The organism is Gilliamella sp. Gris1-4, assembly GCF_001690335.1.
Lineage (GTDB): Bacteria > Pseudomonadota > Gammaproteobacteria > Enterobacterales > Orbaceae > Gilliamella > Gilliamella apicola_P.
This window is the reverse complement of the sequence record NZ_LZHA01000009.1, coordinates 26,696-40,897: the sequence shown is the minus strand read 5'-3', so window position 1 is coordinate 40,897 and position 14,202 is coordinate 26,696. Positions and strand designations below refer to the sequence as shown.

At 36.1% G+C, this 14,202-nt stretch carries 19 protein-coding genes and 1 tRNA gene; 19 read left to right on the top strand and 1 reads right to left on the bottom strand.

Annotation, left to right across the window (positions count from 1 at the left end; genetic code table 11):
* The first annotated feature begins 147 nt into the window (after window positions 1-147).
* Window positions 148-1,233: a 3-phosphoserine/phosphohydroxythreonine transaminase gene (gene serC / locus A9G31_RS00945; RefSeq protein ID WP_065560027.1), complete on the top strand. Its 1,086-nt coding sequence runs from the start codon at window positions 148-150 to the stop codon at window positions 1,231-1,233.
* Between the two features lie 76 nt (window positions 1,234-1,309).
* Here serC and A9G31_RS00940 read toward each other — a convergent pair whose 3' ends face one another.
* On the bottom strand, window positions 1,310-1,669 hold the full coding sequence (locus A9G31_RS00940) for a DUF4156 domain-containing protein (RefSeq protein WP_065560026.1): 360 nt from the start codon (window positions 1,667-1,669) through the stop codon (window positions 1,310-1,312).
* Between the two features lie 216 nt (window positions 1,670-1,885).
* On the opposite strand from A9G31_RS00940, the gene A9G31_RS00935 reads away from it, so the two are divergent.
* The 18 genes from A9G31_RS00935 to A9G31_RS00850 all read left to right on the top strand — a co-directional run bounded on the left by A9G31_RS00935 (window position 1,886) and on the right by A9G31_RS00850 (window position 14,064).
* Window positions 1,886-1,962, top strand: a tRNA-Ile gene (locus A9G31_RS00935).
* A gap of 161 nt (window positions 1,963-2,123) precedes the next feature.
* On the top strand, window positions 2,124-3,359 hold the full coding sequence (locus A9G31_RS00930; protein ID WP_065560025.1) for an integrase domain-containing protein: 1,236 nt from the start codon (window positions 2,124-2,126) through the stop codon (window positions 3,357-3,359).
* A 440-nt stretch (window positions 3,360-3,799) separates the two neighbouring features.
* On the top strand, window positions 3,800-4,615 hold the full coding sequence (locus tag A9G31_RS00925) for a hypothetical protein (RefSeq protein WP_065560024.1): 816 nt from the start codon (window positions 3,800-3,802) through the stop codon (window positions 4,613-4,615).
* Between the two features lie 105 nt (window positions 4,616-4,720).
* The gene (locus A9G31_RS00920) at window positions 4,721-4,903 is read left to right on the top strand and encodes a helix-turn-helix transcriptional regulator (protein WP_065560023.1); all 183 of its coding nucleotides are present in this window, start codon (window positions 4,721-4,723) and stop codon (window positions 4,901-4,903) included.
* Window positions 4,904-4,913: 10 nt separating this feature from the next.
* Window positions 4,914-5,201: a helix-turn-helix transcriptional regulator gene (locus A9G31_RS00915; RefSeq protein ID WP_065560022.1), complete on the top strand. Its 288-nt coding sequence runs from the start codon at window positions 4,914-4,916 to the stop codon at window positions 5,199-5,201.
* Window positions 5,188-5,841: a Rha family transcriptional regulator gene (locus A9G31_RS00910; protein ID WP_065560021.1), complete on the top strand. Its 654-nt coding sequence runs from the start codon at window positions 5,188-5,190 to the stop codon at window positions 5,839-5,841. The genes A9G31_RS00915 and A9G31_RS00910 overlap by 14 nt, the downstream gene beginning before the upstream one ends.
* 67 nt (window positions 5,842-5,908) lie before the next feature.
* Window positions 5,909-6,559 (top strand): host cell division inhibitor Icd-like protein, encoded by a 651-nt coding sequence (locus A9G31_RS12065; RefSeq protein WP_255306919.1) that lies wholly within the window; start codon window positions 5,909-5,911, stop codon window positions 6,557-6,559.
* Window positions 6,552-6,779 (top strand): hypothetical protein, encoded by a 228-nt coding sequence (locus A9G31_RS00900; protein ID WP_065560019.1) that lies wholly within the window; start codon window positions 6,552-6,554, stop codon window positions 6,777-6,779. The genes A9G31_RS12065 and A9G31_RS00900 overlap by 8 nt, the downstream gene beginning before the upstream one ends.
* Window positions 6,772-6,993, top strand: coding sequence for a hypothetical protein (locus A9G31_RS00895; protein WP_065560018.1), 222 nt, complete (start codon window positions 6,772-6,774; stop codon window positions 6,991-6,993). The genes A9G31_RS00900 and A9G31_RS00895 overlap by 8 nt, the downstream gene beginning before the upstream one ends.
* Entirely contained in the window at window positions 6,980-7,159 is a 180-nt protein-coding gene (locus A9G31_RS00890) for a hypothetical protein (RefSeq protein ID WP_065560017.1), read from the top strand. Before A9G31_RS00895 ends, A9G31_RS00890 begins: the two co-directional genes overlap by 14 nt.
* 4 nt (window positions 7,160-7,163) lie before the next feature.
* Complete coding sequence (locus A9G31_RS00885; RefSeq protein ID WP_065560016.1) at window positions 7,164-9,575, top strand: phage/plasmid primase, P4 family; 2,412 nt, start codon at window positions 7,164-7,166, stop codon at window positions 9,573-9,575.
* 4 nt (window positions 9,576-9,579) lie between these two features.
* Window positions 9,580-9,900 carry a hypothetical protein gene (locus A9G31_RS00880; RefSeq protein ID WP_065560015.1) on the top strand — a complete coding sequence of 107 codons (321 nt, stop codon included), beginning with the start codon at window positions 9,580-9,582 and terminating at the stop codon, window positions 9,898-9,900.
* Window positions 9,901-10,123: 223 nt separating this feature from the next.
* Entirely contained in the window at window positions 10,124-11,281 is a 1,158-nt protein-coding gene (locus A9G31_RS00875; protein ID WP_065560014.1) for a phage major capsid protein, read from the top strand.
* Window positions 11,282-11,313: 32 nt separating this feature from the next.
* Entirely contained in the window at window positions 11,314-11,871 is a 558-nt protein-coding gene (locus A9G31_RS00870) for an HK97 family phage prohead protease (protein WP_065560013.1), read from the top strand.
* Window positions 11,872-11,873: 2 nt separating this feature from the next.
* Window positions 11,874-13,073 carry a phage portal protein gene (locus A9G31_RS00865; RefSeq protein ID WP_065560012.1) on the top strand — a complete coding sequence of 400 codons (1,200 nt, stop codon included), beginning with the start codon at window positions 11,874-11,876 and terminating at the stop codon, window positions 13,071-13,073.
* The gene (locus A9G31_RS00860; protein ID WP_065560011.1) at window positions 13,070-13,402 is read left to right on the top strand and encodes a phage head closure protein; all 333 of its coding nucleotides are present in this window, start codon (window positions 13,070-13,072) and stop codon (window positions 13,400-13,402) included. Before A9G31_RS00865 ends, A9G31_RS00860 begins: the two co-directional genes overlap by 4 nt.
* Window positions 13,395-13,688, top strand: a complete 294-nt coding sequence (locus A9G31_RS00855) for a head-tail connector protein (protein WP_065560010.1) — start codon at window positions 13,395-13,397, stop codon at window positions 13,686-13,688. Before A9G31_RS00860 ends, A9G31_RS00855 begins: the two co-directional genes overlap by 8 nt.
* A 7-nt stretch (window positions 13,689-13,695) precedes the next feature.
* On the top strand, window positions 13,696-14,064 hold the full coding sequence (locus A9G31_RS00850; RefSeq protein ID WP_065560009.1) for an HNH endonuclease: 369 nt from the start codon (window positions 13,696-13,698) through the stop codon (window positions 14,062-14,064).
* Window positions 14,065-14,202: the final 138 nt, after the last annotated feature.

The following is a 14,202-nucleotide window of genomic DNA, read 5'->3' as shown; positions in this document are numbered from 1 at the left end:
ATCTAATACAACTATACTGGCGTTAGCCGGTATTTTTATACTGAAACACATAGTTACCAGAGACTTTTTAACAAAAATCTGATTGTATATCTGTTTATACAGTGTAAAAATAGAATTCTTTTTTTGAATGGATTAAAGTGAAGTATAATGAGAAAAAGTTATAATTTTAGTGCAGGTCCAGCAAAATTGCCTGCTGAAGTATTAAAACAAGTTCAAACTGAATTATTAAATTGGCATAATACAGGCGCATCAGTCATGGAATTAAGCCATAGAGGTAAAGATTTTGACGCCTGTGCTATTGAGGCCACCAACGACCTACGAGAAATCTTAAACGTTCCAAACAATTACAAAATTCTTTATTGCCAAGGTGGAGCCAGAGCACAATTTGCTGCAGTTCCATTAAATATTTTAGGAAATAAAACCAATGCCGACTATATTAACAGTGGTTATTGGAGCCAATGTGCAATCAAAGAAGCCAGCAAATATTGCCAAGTGAATGAACAAAATGTTGTTATCAAACAAAACGGACTAACGGCTGTTAAACCTATGTTAGAATGGCAATTAAATGATAATGCTGCCTATGTACACTATTGTCCAAACGAAACAATTGATGGCGTTCAAATCTTTGAAGAACCCAACTTTGGTGATAAAACCGTTGTAGCTGACTTATCATCGTGTATATTATCGCAACCTATTGACATAAACCGATATGGCATAATTTATGCGGGTGCTCAAAAAAATATTGGTCCATCAGGTATTACCATTATCATTGTGCGAGAAGATCTAATTGGCCATGCAAAAAAAATGTTACCATCAGTACTAGATTACAAAATCTTAATGGACAACGATTCAATGTTTAACACTCCACCTACATTTGCATGGTATTTGTCGGGGCTAGTGTTTAAATGGATAAAAAGTCTTGGTGGATTAAAAGCAATGCAGCAACGAAACCAAGCTAAAGCACAATCACTATATCAATTCATCGACCAATCTAATTTTTATCGAAATAATGTTGCAGTAGCTAATCGGTCAATTATGAATATTACTTTTTTATCACCAAATGAAGAGTTGGATAAAAAATTTGTAAGCGAAGCAACTCAAGCTAACATTATTGGCATTAAAGGTCACCGAATTGCAGGAGGCATGCGAGCATCAATTTATAATGCTATGGATCAAGAAGGCGTTAATTATTTAATTGATTTTATGCAGCGATTTGAAAAACAAAATAGCTAAATTAACTCAAAATATTACAAGTCATTACTATCAGCAAAAAGGGAAGGAAAAACTTCCCTTTTTCATTTAATCAGCATTATTTACAGCTATAAACCTCACCAACCATAACCGCATCTGTTGGTGCAATATCAGAAATATATTGCATTGAAGTATCCTGTGCATTATAAATCACATTACCACCCATTGCAGCAGCTTTATTCATCAGGTCAGAAGCCGCATCACGAATAAGCTCACTATGTGTTTTAAGACCAGAAAAAAAACTACTACGACGCCCCTCTGCTTTACCTAATAACTGACAAGAAGCAGCTGGTTTAGTATCAATAAACTGAACTTGACTACCGGCAGAAGTAGTTTGATAGTTAGAACTACTACAAGCACCTAAAAGCAAAGTCGCAACCATCGCAACACTAATAAATAATAATTTTTTTATAGACATAATATTTCCTCAACCAATAAAACAACAATCAATAATAAACTAAATTATTGTAGCAGTTTAATTAAACAAAAAATATCAGTAATTAAACTTGTATAAAATCCAACAAATCACAGGACAATAAATAATCAAACCGACCTATTTTATTAATTAACTATAGCAAATTCGATTTAACTCTATTATAATCGCAACCCTACTAACTAAGTAGCACATCCAAATGGCCCCTTAGCTCAGTTGGTCAGAGCAGTCGACTCATAATCGATTGGTCACTGGTTCAAGTCCAGTAGGGGCCACCATCGCAAGAATCAAGCAAGATTAAAAACGTTCAAAAAACCTTTATCTAACAGGCTTTACCGTTAGTTCACAGTTCAACTAGATTCATCTTAATTTAGCTAAATTCAAATTTTTATGTTATATATTATGTTATACGTTTGAATATAACATCGAGATGTATAACATGGCGAAAATAGTTAAGCCACTTACTGATACCCAAATTAAAAATGCCAAGTCAAAAGAAAAGGATTACACTTTATCTGATGGCGATGGGTTGTATTTGTTGATTAAAAAGACGGGTTCTAAAATATGGCGTTTTAATTATATTCGCCCATCAACGAAAAAAAGAGCATTAATTAGTTTTGGCCATTATCCTCAAGTTAGTTTAGTTGATGCTAGGACTCTTCGTAATGAGTCAAGAGATTTGATTAGACAAAATAGAGATCCATTAGAAAAAGAACTAATTGATAATAATAAGGGACGAACGCTAAAAAGTGTGGCCGATGATTGGCTTATATTAGAGAAGTCACAAGGTTATAAAGATGAGACAATCAAAAAAAGCTGGCAGTCACTAGAAAATCATGTTTTCCCCTATATTGGTAATACACTGATTACGGATATCACTCCGACACTATTTATTAATATATTAGCACCATTAAAAGCAGCTAAAAAATTCGATATGATAAAACGGGTAATAAGGCGAGTTAATAAGATAATGGATTATGCTGTTAATTATGAATTAATTGAATCTAATAAATTAAGTAAAGTTGGTAAAGTATTTGAAAGCCCAACACCTACAAATATGGCAAGTATTCGACCTAGTGAATTACCTGAATTTATGCAAGCCCTATCTTTGGCTAATATAGAACTACAAACCAGATGCTTAATAGAGTGGCAATTATTAACTATTACAAGACCAAGTGAGGCAGTAGGTGCCTTATGGGAAGAAATAGATATAAAGCAAAGAATTTGGACCATTCCAGCTAGCAAAATGAAAATGAAGCGAGATCATATTATTCCTTTACCCCCTCAAGCTATAAAAATACTGGAAATCATGCTACCTATAACTAGTCATAAAGAATTTGTATTCCCAAGTATGAAAGGTTCTATTAATAAACCTATGAGCAGTCAAACCGTCAATATGGCCATTAAACGGATGGGCTTTGGTGGTCGTCTCGTTTCTCATGGTTTAAGGTCATTAGCAAGCACAGCATTAAATGAACAAGGCTTTAATCCTGACTTGATAGAGGCTTCTTTGGCTCACGCTGATAAGAACGAAGTTAGACGGATTTATAACCGAGCAAATTATCTTGAGCAACGCCGTGAATTAATGAATTGGTGGGGCAACTTTGTAGAGCAAGCTAGCCAAGGAAATGTTTCATTATCGGGGAGTAATGCTTTGAAAACCGTTAATGATTAGTTTTGCCATAGTCATATATTAAGCCAGTCAATCAGACTGGTTTTTTATTTCCCATTTTATATAAGAATTACTTTATATATATTTAATAACACTAACAACACTAATAACATAATATAATTGATTTATATATATTTTTTTAAGTGTTATTAAAAGATAATAATAACATATATAACATAAAAGCATGTTATTAAGTTTGATCCTAACTGTGTGATGTTTCCTAATTGTAACCCTTTCCTTTGGCTAGCAATGATCCCCTAATGGGGTAATATCCCTAAAAGGTTTTGTTTAAAAAGTAGTGTTTTTTTATACAGTGTTGATATAATTGAGTTCAAACATATTCAATAGATTAAATTAGTTACGCCTAGGATAGCTACCGAACATTCGTAACCCTAACGAATTGGCGTAACTTTCTCATTAGGGTTATTGTTTGAGGGGAAGCAATGGCATTATTACCAAAAAGGCCATATATAAATTTAGAACGGGCATGTAAAGAATTATGTTGTACAACTGATGATCTGGTTGATTGTTGGTTATCAGAGCAAATTAATTTTTATTATATACTCCAAGGGGAAAAAATAGTTATTAATTATCTATGTGATTATGGTGGTTTAGGAAAAAAATTTTTCCAATATGGAACGCATTTTTACAATGATGATATTACTCAATTGTATGGCGTTAGAGTTCAGCGTGAAAAAGATAATTGTGTCAGTGTCAAGGGTAAGGGATATGGTGCTTTTATTATTTCTCCAATGAAATCAACAAGATTTGTTCAAGATGCTATTTATATCATATCCCCTGATTTTGTTAATGAACGAGAAACAAACGGATTAATAACAGCAGGGTACTGCCATTTGCATCATCCCAAAACAAAAGATATTGTTATTATTAATGAAGCATGTTCAATTGATGGACTGAAAGTCTCTTTAACTGACCTATTCGTTATGCGTAAAGATATTGCTAGATTTATTGAATCATCAGGGCGTGAGTTATCCAAAGATCCAAGATATTGGATTAATGTTGCCATATATACTCAACGCTATTATTTACAACAAAATATTCATATTTCTAAATCAAAACTTGCATCTAAAATAGCTGATATTTCAGGTAAAGCCTATAGCACAATAATGAAAGATTGGTTTAAAGACACCGATATAAAAACAGCAGAAGAGCTAAAAGGCACAAATAAACACGGGAATAAACCAGTAGATGATTTTGATTTAATTAATCCAGAAACAGGCGTAAAACTTAGCTTTTAATAGGGGGGTGGGAAATCCCACCTATCCCCACCCCTGAAATTAAATTTTTATAAACTTCATAATTACCTCATTAGTTAAACATTAACGAACTATACGAGGAAAAAAATGCAATTAAATACAACTCCTAAATTCTATTCCTTAGATGAACTAGCCTTAATCTTAGGTTGTGCTAAGAATACATTACGCTACGATCCAAATTTCCCCAAAGGTATTAAAGTTGGCAAGCGTCGAGTAGTTTACGATATGGCCGAAGTTAAAACCTATTTAGAAAGCAACCGAGTACAGTAAGGGGCTTTCAATGTCATATTCAATCACTCCAGAACAACACAAAGCAATTAGGGATAAATACGGTATCCAATATGATCGTCTTGTTCGTGAAAATGAACGATACAAAATTACAAGTATCGCCCGTTCTACTGCTTGGCAACTTGAGAAAGAAGGTAAATATCCATTAAGAAAATCGTTAGGAGCTAATTCTTGCGGTTGGTCATTAGTGGAATTACTTCACTGGATAGACAACCCTCCAGCAGTAGCAAAGATAAATCAACCGACTAAACGCCGAGGGTTTGCTAATGGGAGCTACTAAGATGATTATTAAGCAAGGTGATATTGAATTAGTTCAATCTAAAGAGGTTCGTATTGATAGCCGTTTGGTAGCTGAAAAAATGGGAATTAAACATTTGAGTTTGATGTCTTTAGTTAATAAAAATAAAAGTGAGCTTCGGGAATTAGGCACGCTTCCATTTCAAATCGAAACGTGCAAACACCGAACGGGTGCAAGTAAAAGTAAATATGTATTACTAAATGAAATTCAATTTGATTTTATATCTCGGTTAATCAGAGGTAAGAATCATAAAGATATTGTTAGATTTAAATTAGATGTAACCAAAGCCTTTGCTGCTAGTCGTAAGCGTGAAGCCGTAAAACGTGAATCATTAGCCTATTACCATGAAAGCCGAGATTCATTATCAACCATGCAAGGAGTAGAAAAACATCACTATATAAACCTTGCTAGAGCTGAAAATAAAATGATTGGTTTATCTACTGGTGAGCGACAAAATGCTGATGAAGTTCAATTAGGTATGTTGATTTGTTTACAACAGATTGAAACATCCGTATTTAAAGAAATCGATTCACCGACAGAAGCAATTAGAGAAGTGAGTAGACGGTTTAATGCTCTTGCTAATTTAATTAGTCCCAACGGTGGGATTACTCATGTTCGGTAATAAAAAAAGGCAACCTGTTACAGTTGCCTTTATTCAAACATTAAAATCAATTAATAAGGAATTTTCAATGACAGTAGATATAATTAGATGCATTGAGATTGTGCCAAAGCGTCACGCATTTAAAGCACGTTCTTATAATAACGCAGAGCTAAAAAATTGGGTAGATTTCGGAAGCGTTCGAAAGGATTTTAATTATTTATTCAATCTCATTTTACAAGCAGTTTTGACCCAACCAGAAAAAGATTCACCATCTTTCTTGGCTTGTTGGTTAATTTGTTCAAGTAGATCATCTTCGAACCTTATAATTTTTCTTGTACTGTTAGAACGATCTGTTTTTTTCTTATCTTTTTTTTCTTGCATTGGTGCATACCTTTATGATAAATTAAATACTGTTGGTATGCACCATTATAAGGGTGAGTACCATAAAAAGCAATCCCCCGAAGTGTTACCAGCACTATCGAGGGATCTAACCACAATAACATTAAACGAGGTAATGATTATGGCTAACCGCTATGATAGCGTACACCTATGCGCAAGACAACCCAAACTATATAAATTCTATGACCTATCAACGGCTCAAGTAGTCCAAACAACGGCAACAACCGAACGCCAAGCACGCAAGAGCCTAGGCAAATCATCCCTTATCTTTATTGCCAGAATTCGCTTACATTCAGTTATTGATCAAGCTAGAAGCTTTGGAGGTTACAGCCATGAATAATGATCAGTTAATTTGTAATGTTGAATCTAAACTTATTCAAGTTCGGAGCATGGCTAAAATTGCCTTAGATAATACTAACTATAAGTGCGCAGGATATGACGAGCCTTTTATCGAACAAGCCGATATGAGTAATTTACTGTGGGTTATCGTTGATTTAGTAGAGCAAGCTTTTGATGAGTTACAAGAGTACGGGTTAATGGAGGAGAAAAACAATGGCTAATATCTCACTGGACGCAATAAATACTATCAATACAAAACTAGGACAAGCTAACGCTATCACCACGCTTTTAATGACTGATTGTGATTCAAACACGCCAATTAATGATGAGTTACGCGCCTACGCCCTTGATGCTGTATCAGACTTAATTAACGATTCTAAAAAGCTATTTAGAAGCGAAACCGAGCGCAAGGAGGCAAAGAATGAAAGAGTTTGATTTTGTCCATAACGATGACGGCACTATTACCGCATTAAGGCTTAAAAATGGCAAATATGTAGCACTACTTTCTTTTGGCAAGGCTGAAATCCCTAACTTACTCGCTGATGTCACCAAGCGACTACCGCCCGAAGTTAGGCGATACATGACACAAATTAAGGGCTAAAAATATGAAAATCAATGAAATTACAGCTCAAGCTATAGGCAAGTGGGATTTTATCTTCCAATCATTAGGTATTGAGGTGGGTAATGGCAAGCATTGCCCCTGCCCTGTTTGTGGGGGTAAGGATAGATTTAGATTTGATAATCAAAATGGTAGAGGTACTTACATCTGTAACCAGTGTGGTAGTGGTGACGGCTTAGAGCTTATCAAAAACTATTATCAATGTGACGCTAAAGAAGCATCAAATAAAGTAGCGGAATGTTTAAATCTGTCTAATCAGAATAACCAAATACGGGAAAATCTCGCATTTAAAAAATTAGATTCCGAACAATTACATAACGATAACATACCAGATAATCCCGTATGTAAAAAGGTCGAGTATTTGCTATCTAAAGCAACATTAGGGCAATCAGATTACCTGACCAAGAAAGGATTAACCTTTGATTTGCCCTTGTTAGATAACGGGCGCATTTTTGCGCCTATGCTGAATCTTCATAATGAATACGCAGGCGGTCAATTTATTGAGCTAGACGGCAGTAAGCACTTAATGAAAGGCTCGAGCAAAAAAGGGGCTTTTATTTTAGTCAGCTCAATGTTGAGCAGACCTGCCGAGGTGTGCGCAAATTTGCTCGCACATAATGAAATTATTATCTGTGAGGGGTTAGCCACAGGGATATCGATAACGGAATTCCGCCAACAGTCTATTGTTATATCCGCTATTGACGCAGGTAATCTTATTCATGTAGCTAAAGACATTCGTGAGTTAAACCCTACCGCTAAAATCATTATTGCAGGTGATAACGATATTGGTCAAAGCCCAAATACGGGCTTAGCTAAAGCAATAGAAGCAGCTCAAGCGGTAAATGGTTATTACTCCGTTCCTGATACAGATTATAAATGTGATTGGGATGATTATAGGCAACAACATGGCATGAATAAAACTACAGCGGTATTTGACAACAATATCAAAAAAGCTGAATATGATTTACAAGGTAAAAGCCAAGGTCTTAGCATTACTAAAAATGCCCATAATCCCGTTCCTGACTTATCGCAAATGCAAGCCAGCCAGAAAGCAGATGTACTTATAGAGCACTATGACAATAATCTTGCTTTAGATATGCTTACTAATGAAGTCTATCAATATAAGGATAATGTTTGGCAGATGATTTCTGAAATGGACCTAAAGCGTGCGTTAGTTCAGTTATTCAGGCAAGCAAAAGCGCATTATTCAGAAAAAGGGGTTAAATCAACCATTGATACCATGAAGCTACAGATACCGTTAAAAGGTGAACAAGCTAGAAATTTAATCGGGTTTAAAAATGGCGTTTTTGATTTACAAGCTCGTGCGTTTAAGCCTCATTCTAAAAGCCATTGGTTACAATCAATTAATAATGTTGATTATGTTGATAGCGTATCTAATGAAAACTTGGAACGTCATGCACCACATTTTTATCAGTGGTTATCACGCTCAGCTAAAAAAGATAAAATCAAAATGGACGCGATAAAAGCTGCGCTATATATGATTTTAGCCAATCGTTATGACTGGCAATTATTCTTAGAGGTTACAGGCGCAGGCGGTAGCGGTAAAAGTGTTTTTGCTGAGATTGCTACCATGCTAGCAGGCAAGAATAATACGGTATCGGCAAATATGGAAGCCTTAGAAAAACCAAGAGAAAGGTCGCTTATTGTTGGGCAATCATTAATCATCTTACCTGACCAAGCCAAATATATCGGTGAGGGTAACGGTATCAAGGCGATTACTGGAGGTGATGAGGTGGCAATAGATGAAAAATACAAGAAACCTTATTCAACTAAGATACAGGGGGTTATATTAGCGATTAACAATAACCCAATGACATTTAGTAATGATGATGGCGGTATCTCACGGCGCAGGGTTATTTTTCACTTTGGCGAGCCTGTCCCTGCTAACGAAAGAGATCCTAACCTTAAAGATAAAATTAGCGCAGAGTTATCCGTTATTATTCGGCATCTCTTTAACTATTTTAAGGATGATAGCAAGGCTAAATCATTACTAATTAAACAGCAAAAATCATCGGAGGCTATCGAAGTGAAACGATTAACTAACCCACTGATTGATTTTTGTAGTTATCTTTTTGCTACAGATAAACCCGATGGAATGATGATAGGTAAATACTCGACACCCATACAGTTTAAGCGGTTTTTGTATCATGCCTATATTACTTTTATCGAAAATAATAACTTGAAAAATCCATTATCGCTTCGAAACTTTGTTAATGCTTTACCATCAGCCATGAAAGAATATGATGTAGAAGTCATTATAAGAGCAAGGCATAGCGAGGGACGCAGGACTAACTTACACCTTGATTATGATAAGTGTAATGACTGGTTCCCTGATGCTGCGTTAGAAGAAAATAATATTAACTATAATAAAAGGTAACAAAATGAAAAGACTAATTGATACTAAAATTATGGCGATTGCATTAGATGAAATGTTGCATGATCCTATTAAAATAAATCAAATAACAAACGAATTTAGCAATCTAAAAATGTATGTGCAAAACCAGCGCAAAATTTTGGATAAGAAACGAACTAATAATGAATTAACTGAATTAGAGGAATATTTTATTTTCCCCGCTTTAGATGATGTTTATTTTTATTTATTAGATAGCCTAAAAAGTAACGCCAAACCTAGTGGCGAAATGAAGAGAATTGTTAGTGATATACCAAATAGAATTGATTATTGGCTAATACAAATAAAATAATTTTGTTTTCATGCTTTCAGGTGGATTTTATCTAATTCATTGAATTAACAATATTATTTTGTTTTGTTAGACTGCTATTTGGGTTAATAGAATAACCACGAATTAGCGCAGATATGGCAGTCTAAAACCAAAGCGCAGCACCTTCTATAGTTTAACCACTATCAACTTTCAAAGCCTTTCATATCTCGCTGCAAATAATTTATTAATACAGGTAAATATAGATATGAAAAAACTGATTGAATTACGTCAATTAAAAGCGGCCAAAGTAGCCGAAATGCGCTCAATGCTTGACAAAGCAGAGCAAGAAAACCGCAGTATGACCCCTGAGGAAAAAACACAATTTGATACCATTAAGGCTGATGTCGAGCAACTCAATACAGATATTACTAACTATGAAACCTTAGCCAATGAAGAGCGTAGCCTTGCGGATAAAGGTAAGCCCGTCGATAAAAAACTCACTAATGAAGAGTTACGCAACTATATCCGCACGGGGGAAAGCCGTTCGTTATCGACTGGTGTACCTGCTGATGGTGGTTATACGGTTATTCCTGAGTTAGATAAAGAAATCATGCGCCAGTTATCGGATGAGTCTGAAATGCGCGCAATTTGTACCGTTAAAAAAATTGGTTCAAATGAGTATAAAAAGCTGGTATCAGTTGGTGGCGCTGTTGTTAATCATGGCGAAGAGGGAATAGCTAGAACGGAAACCGCTACGGCAAAACTTGAAGAAGTTTCAATTAAACTTTATCCAATCTATGCTTATCCTAAAACTACCCAAGAAATTTTAGATTTTAGCGATTTGGATGTTTTAAGTTGGTTAACTGATGAAATCAAAGATACGTTTGTCGAAACCGAAGAATTAGACTTAATTAATGGTAGTGGTACTAAGAAAGCTAAAGGCTTCCTTGCTTATCCGCAAGCAGCACAAGCCGATAAAGTGCGTCCATTTGGCACACTGGAAAAGATGACAACTACCACAATCACGGCAGATAGTTTAATTGATCTACTTTTTAAACTTAAAAAGAAATACCGTAAAAATGCAGTATGGGTGATGAATTCAAATACTGCTGCTACATTACAAAAACTCAAAAATGGTAATGGTGATTATATTTGGCGTGATGGTTTAAAAGCAGGCGATCCTGATATGCTGTTAGGTAAACCTGTTCATTATTTAGAAAATATGAATGATACGGGTGCCGTTGTTGCGGTGGGTGACTTTAAACGGGGTTACTATATTGTTGATCATGAAACTGGAGTAAGAACCAGACCCGACAACATCACAGAACCAGGATTTTACAAAGTTCATACCGATAAGTATTTAGGTGGTGGCTTGGTGGATTCTAATGCTATCAAAATCTTAGAACTATCAGCAGGCAAATAATAACAGGGGCTATATGCCCCTTTGAGGTTGATATGGATAAGAAAAAATATGAAATTAGAAGCACTGAGATAACACGAGACGATACTAAGCTTGTTGGTTATGTAGTGAAATGGAACAGCCGGTCACAATTAATTTGGGGTGAATTTTACGAGCAGTTCGCACCGAAAGCCTTTAGTCAATCGCTGAATAATAATCCTGATATTCGTGCTTTATTTGAGCATGATCCTAAATCTTTGCTAGGGCGTACCACCTCTAATACTCTAATTCTTAATGAAGATGATATTGGGCTAAGATTTGAACTTACACCACCCGATACCCAATTGGGGCGTGATTTACTTGTCAGTGTTGAACGTGGTGACATTCGAGGCATGTCGTTTGGATTTATGGCTACTAAAGAATCATGGGATTTTAATCAAGAGCCTTGTTTAAGAACTGTCAGCGAAGCAGAATTATTTGAGATAACGGTTACTAGTATACCCGCCTACCAAGAAAGTGATATCCAAATTGCTAAACGCTCGATGCTTGAAGCTAAAACAAAATTACAGCCTGATTTAAGTAAAGCATGGCTTGACCTTATGGAGTTGTTATAAACATGGGATTATTTAGCCGAAAGAAGAAAGAGCAACGAAGCATGACGGTTGACGAGTTAATCTCTTACCTTGGCTTGCCTAATACCAATTCAGGTGAATATGTATCGCCGAGTTCTGCCGAAGCATTGCCTGCAGTAATGAATGCGGTCACGGTAATCAGTGAAGCCGTTGCCTCAATGCCGTGTTATCTCTACAAGCTTAACAAAAAAGGCGAACGTGAACGCATATCAAGCCACCCTGTTGAATATTTGCTAAATGAGATGCCAAACACCAAACAGACACCTTACCAGTTTAAACGCACGATGATGCGCCACTGTTTATTAGGTGGTAATGCTTATGCGGTCATTCATTGGGGTAATGATGGGCGACCTAGTGGGCTTGAAAGCTTTCCACCTTATGCTGTTACGCCAAAAAGATTAGGTAATGGACGTTATGCTTACTCCATTGTTGATGAGGATGGTAATGTCACAAATTACTTACAAGATGAAGTATTACATTTACGTTATGCGAGTGATGATGGCTTTATTGGGCGTTCCCCTGTAACTATTTGCCGTGAAGCAATAGGATTGGGGCTAGCGCAGCAACGCCATGGCTCATCTGTCATGAAAAATGGCTTAATGGCTAGTGGTTATGTTTCTATGGCTGAATGGATGGACGACGCAAAAGGCAAAAAAGCCCTAAACGCATTAGAGCGTTATAAAGGGGCAAAAAATGCAGGGAAAACGCCTATCCTTGAGGGCGGTATGAAATACGAGCAATTAGGCATGAGTAATCAAGATGCTGAGTGGTTGCAAAGCAGGCGGTTTACTATTGAAGATATTGCACGTATTTTTAACATTAGCCCGATGTTTATACAAGAATATTCCCATAGCTCATACAGTAACTTTTCAGAAGCTACACGCTCATTTTTAACATTAACGCTAAGACCATGGCTAACTAACTTTGAACAACAATTAAAAGATGCCTTGATGATTGATGTTAGTCAAGATAAAAGCCGTTACTTAATTGAATTTGATACATCCGATCTGATGCGTACTAGCCCTATAGATCGCTTTAATAGTTATAACATTGCGATTAAATCAGGGGTAATGAATCCTAATGAAGCACGACTAAAAGAGGGATTACCTCCTTATGAGGGAGGCGAAGAATTTAGTCAGGCATGGAAGCAAACTGTTGAAGTTAAGACGGAGCCAGCTACATGAAAGCAGGACGATTAAGAAGCAGAATAACTTTACAAAAATATCAATCTAGTCGTGATGATTTTGGTCAAGTAATTCAAAACTGGGTAGATATTGCAAACGTATGGGCTGAGGTTAAAGCGGTAACGGGTAAAGAGCTTATGTTATCACAGCAAGAGATGAGCGGTACCACTATAAGGGTTTATATTCGCTACCGTAAGGATATTGATACCACTTGGCGGATTAAGTACCTGATAGCTGGCTCACAATATTTAAATATTAAAGCTGTATTACCTGACGCAAAAAGAACTTATTTAGAATTGTTATGTGAGGCTGGTTTAAACGATGGCTAATATTACCTTACAAGAAGTTAAGTTACATTGCCGTATTGATGACAGTGACACCTTAGAAGATAGCTTACTTCAAATCTATATAGATGCTGCTCTTGAAGTTTGTCAAAAGCATATAGGAAAATCATTTGATATACAGGAATTCACGCCAGCAATCAAAGCAGGTTGTCTTATGTATATAGCTCATCTATATCAGAACCGAGAAATGGTTAGTACTAACACCGTAAGCGAAGTGCCGTTAGCTATTTCTTCATTGTGGAGTATCTACCGTGACCCAGCTATCTATTAGGTGAATGATGCCAATACAACCATTAAAGAGATGTTCATATCCTAATTGTCGTAACCGTGTTAAATCAGGACGATGTAATGAGCATAGAAGAGATAAACAGCAAGATAAAGCACGAGGAACAGCAGCACAACGAGGCTATAATCATCGATGGCAAATATATCGAGCTGAGTACCTTAGGCACAACCCACTATGCAAAATGTGTAATGATAAAGGATTACTCACTCCTGCTACTGTGATAGACCATATCAAACCTGTTGAGAATGGACAAAGTGACCCTCTCTTTTGGCAAGCAAGTAATCATCAACCATTATGCCGTGATTGTCATAGCTATAAGACAAGAGTAATCGATAAACGAGGATTTGGGTCATCTTCATAATAAAGACAACTGATAGCAGTCCTCAGATATGATGAGTGGGTAGGGGGGAATGTTCAAAGAAATTCAAAAAGCTAAAAGACCGCCCCCCTCCTCAAATTTTTATGCACAGTGATTTTTTAGAAAGTAGAGGAAAAATAA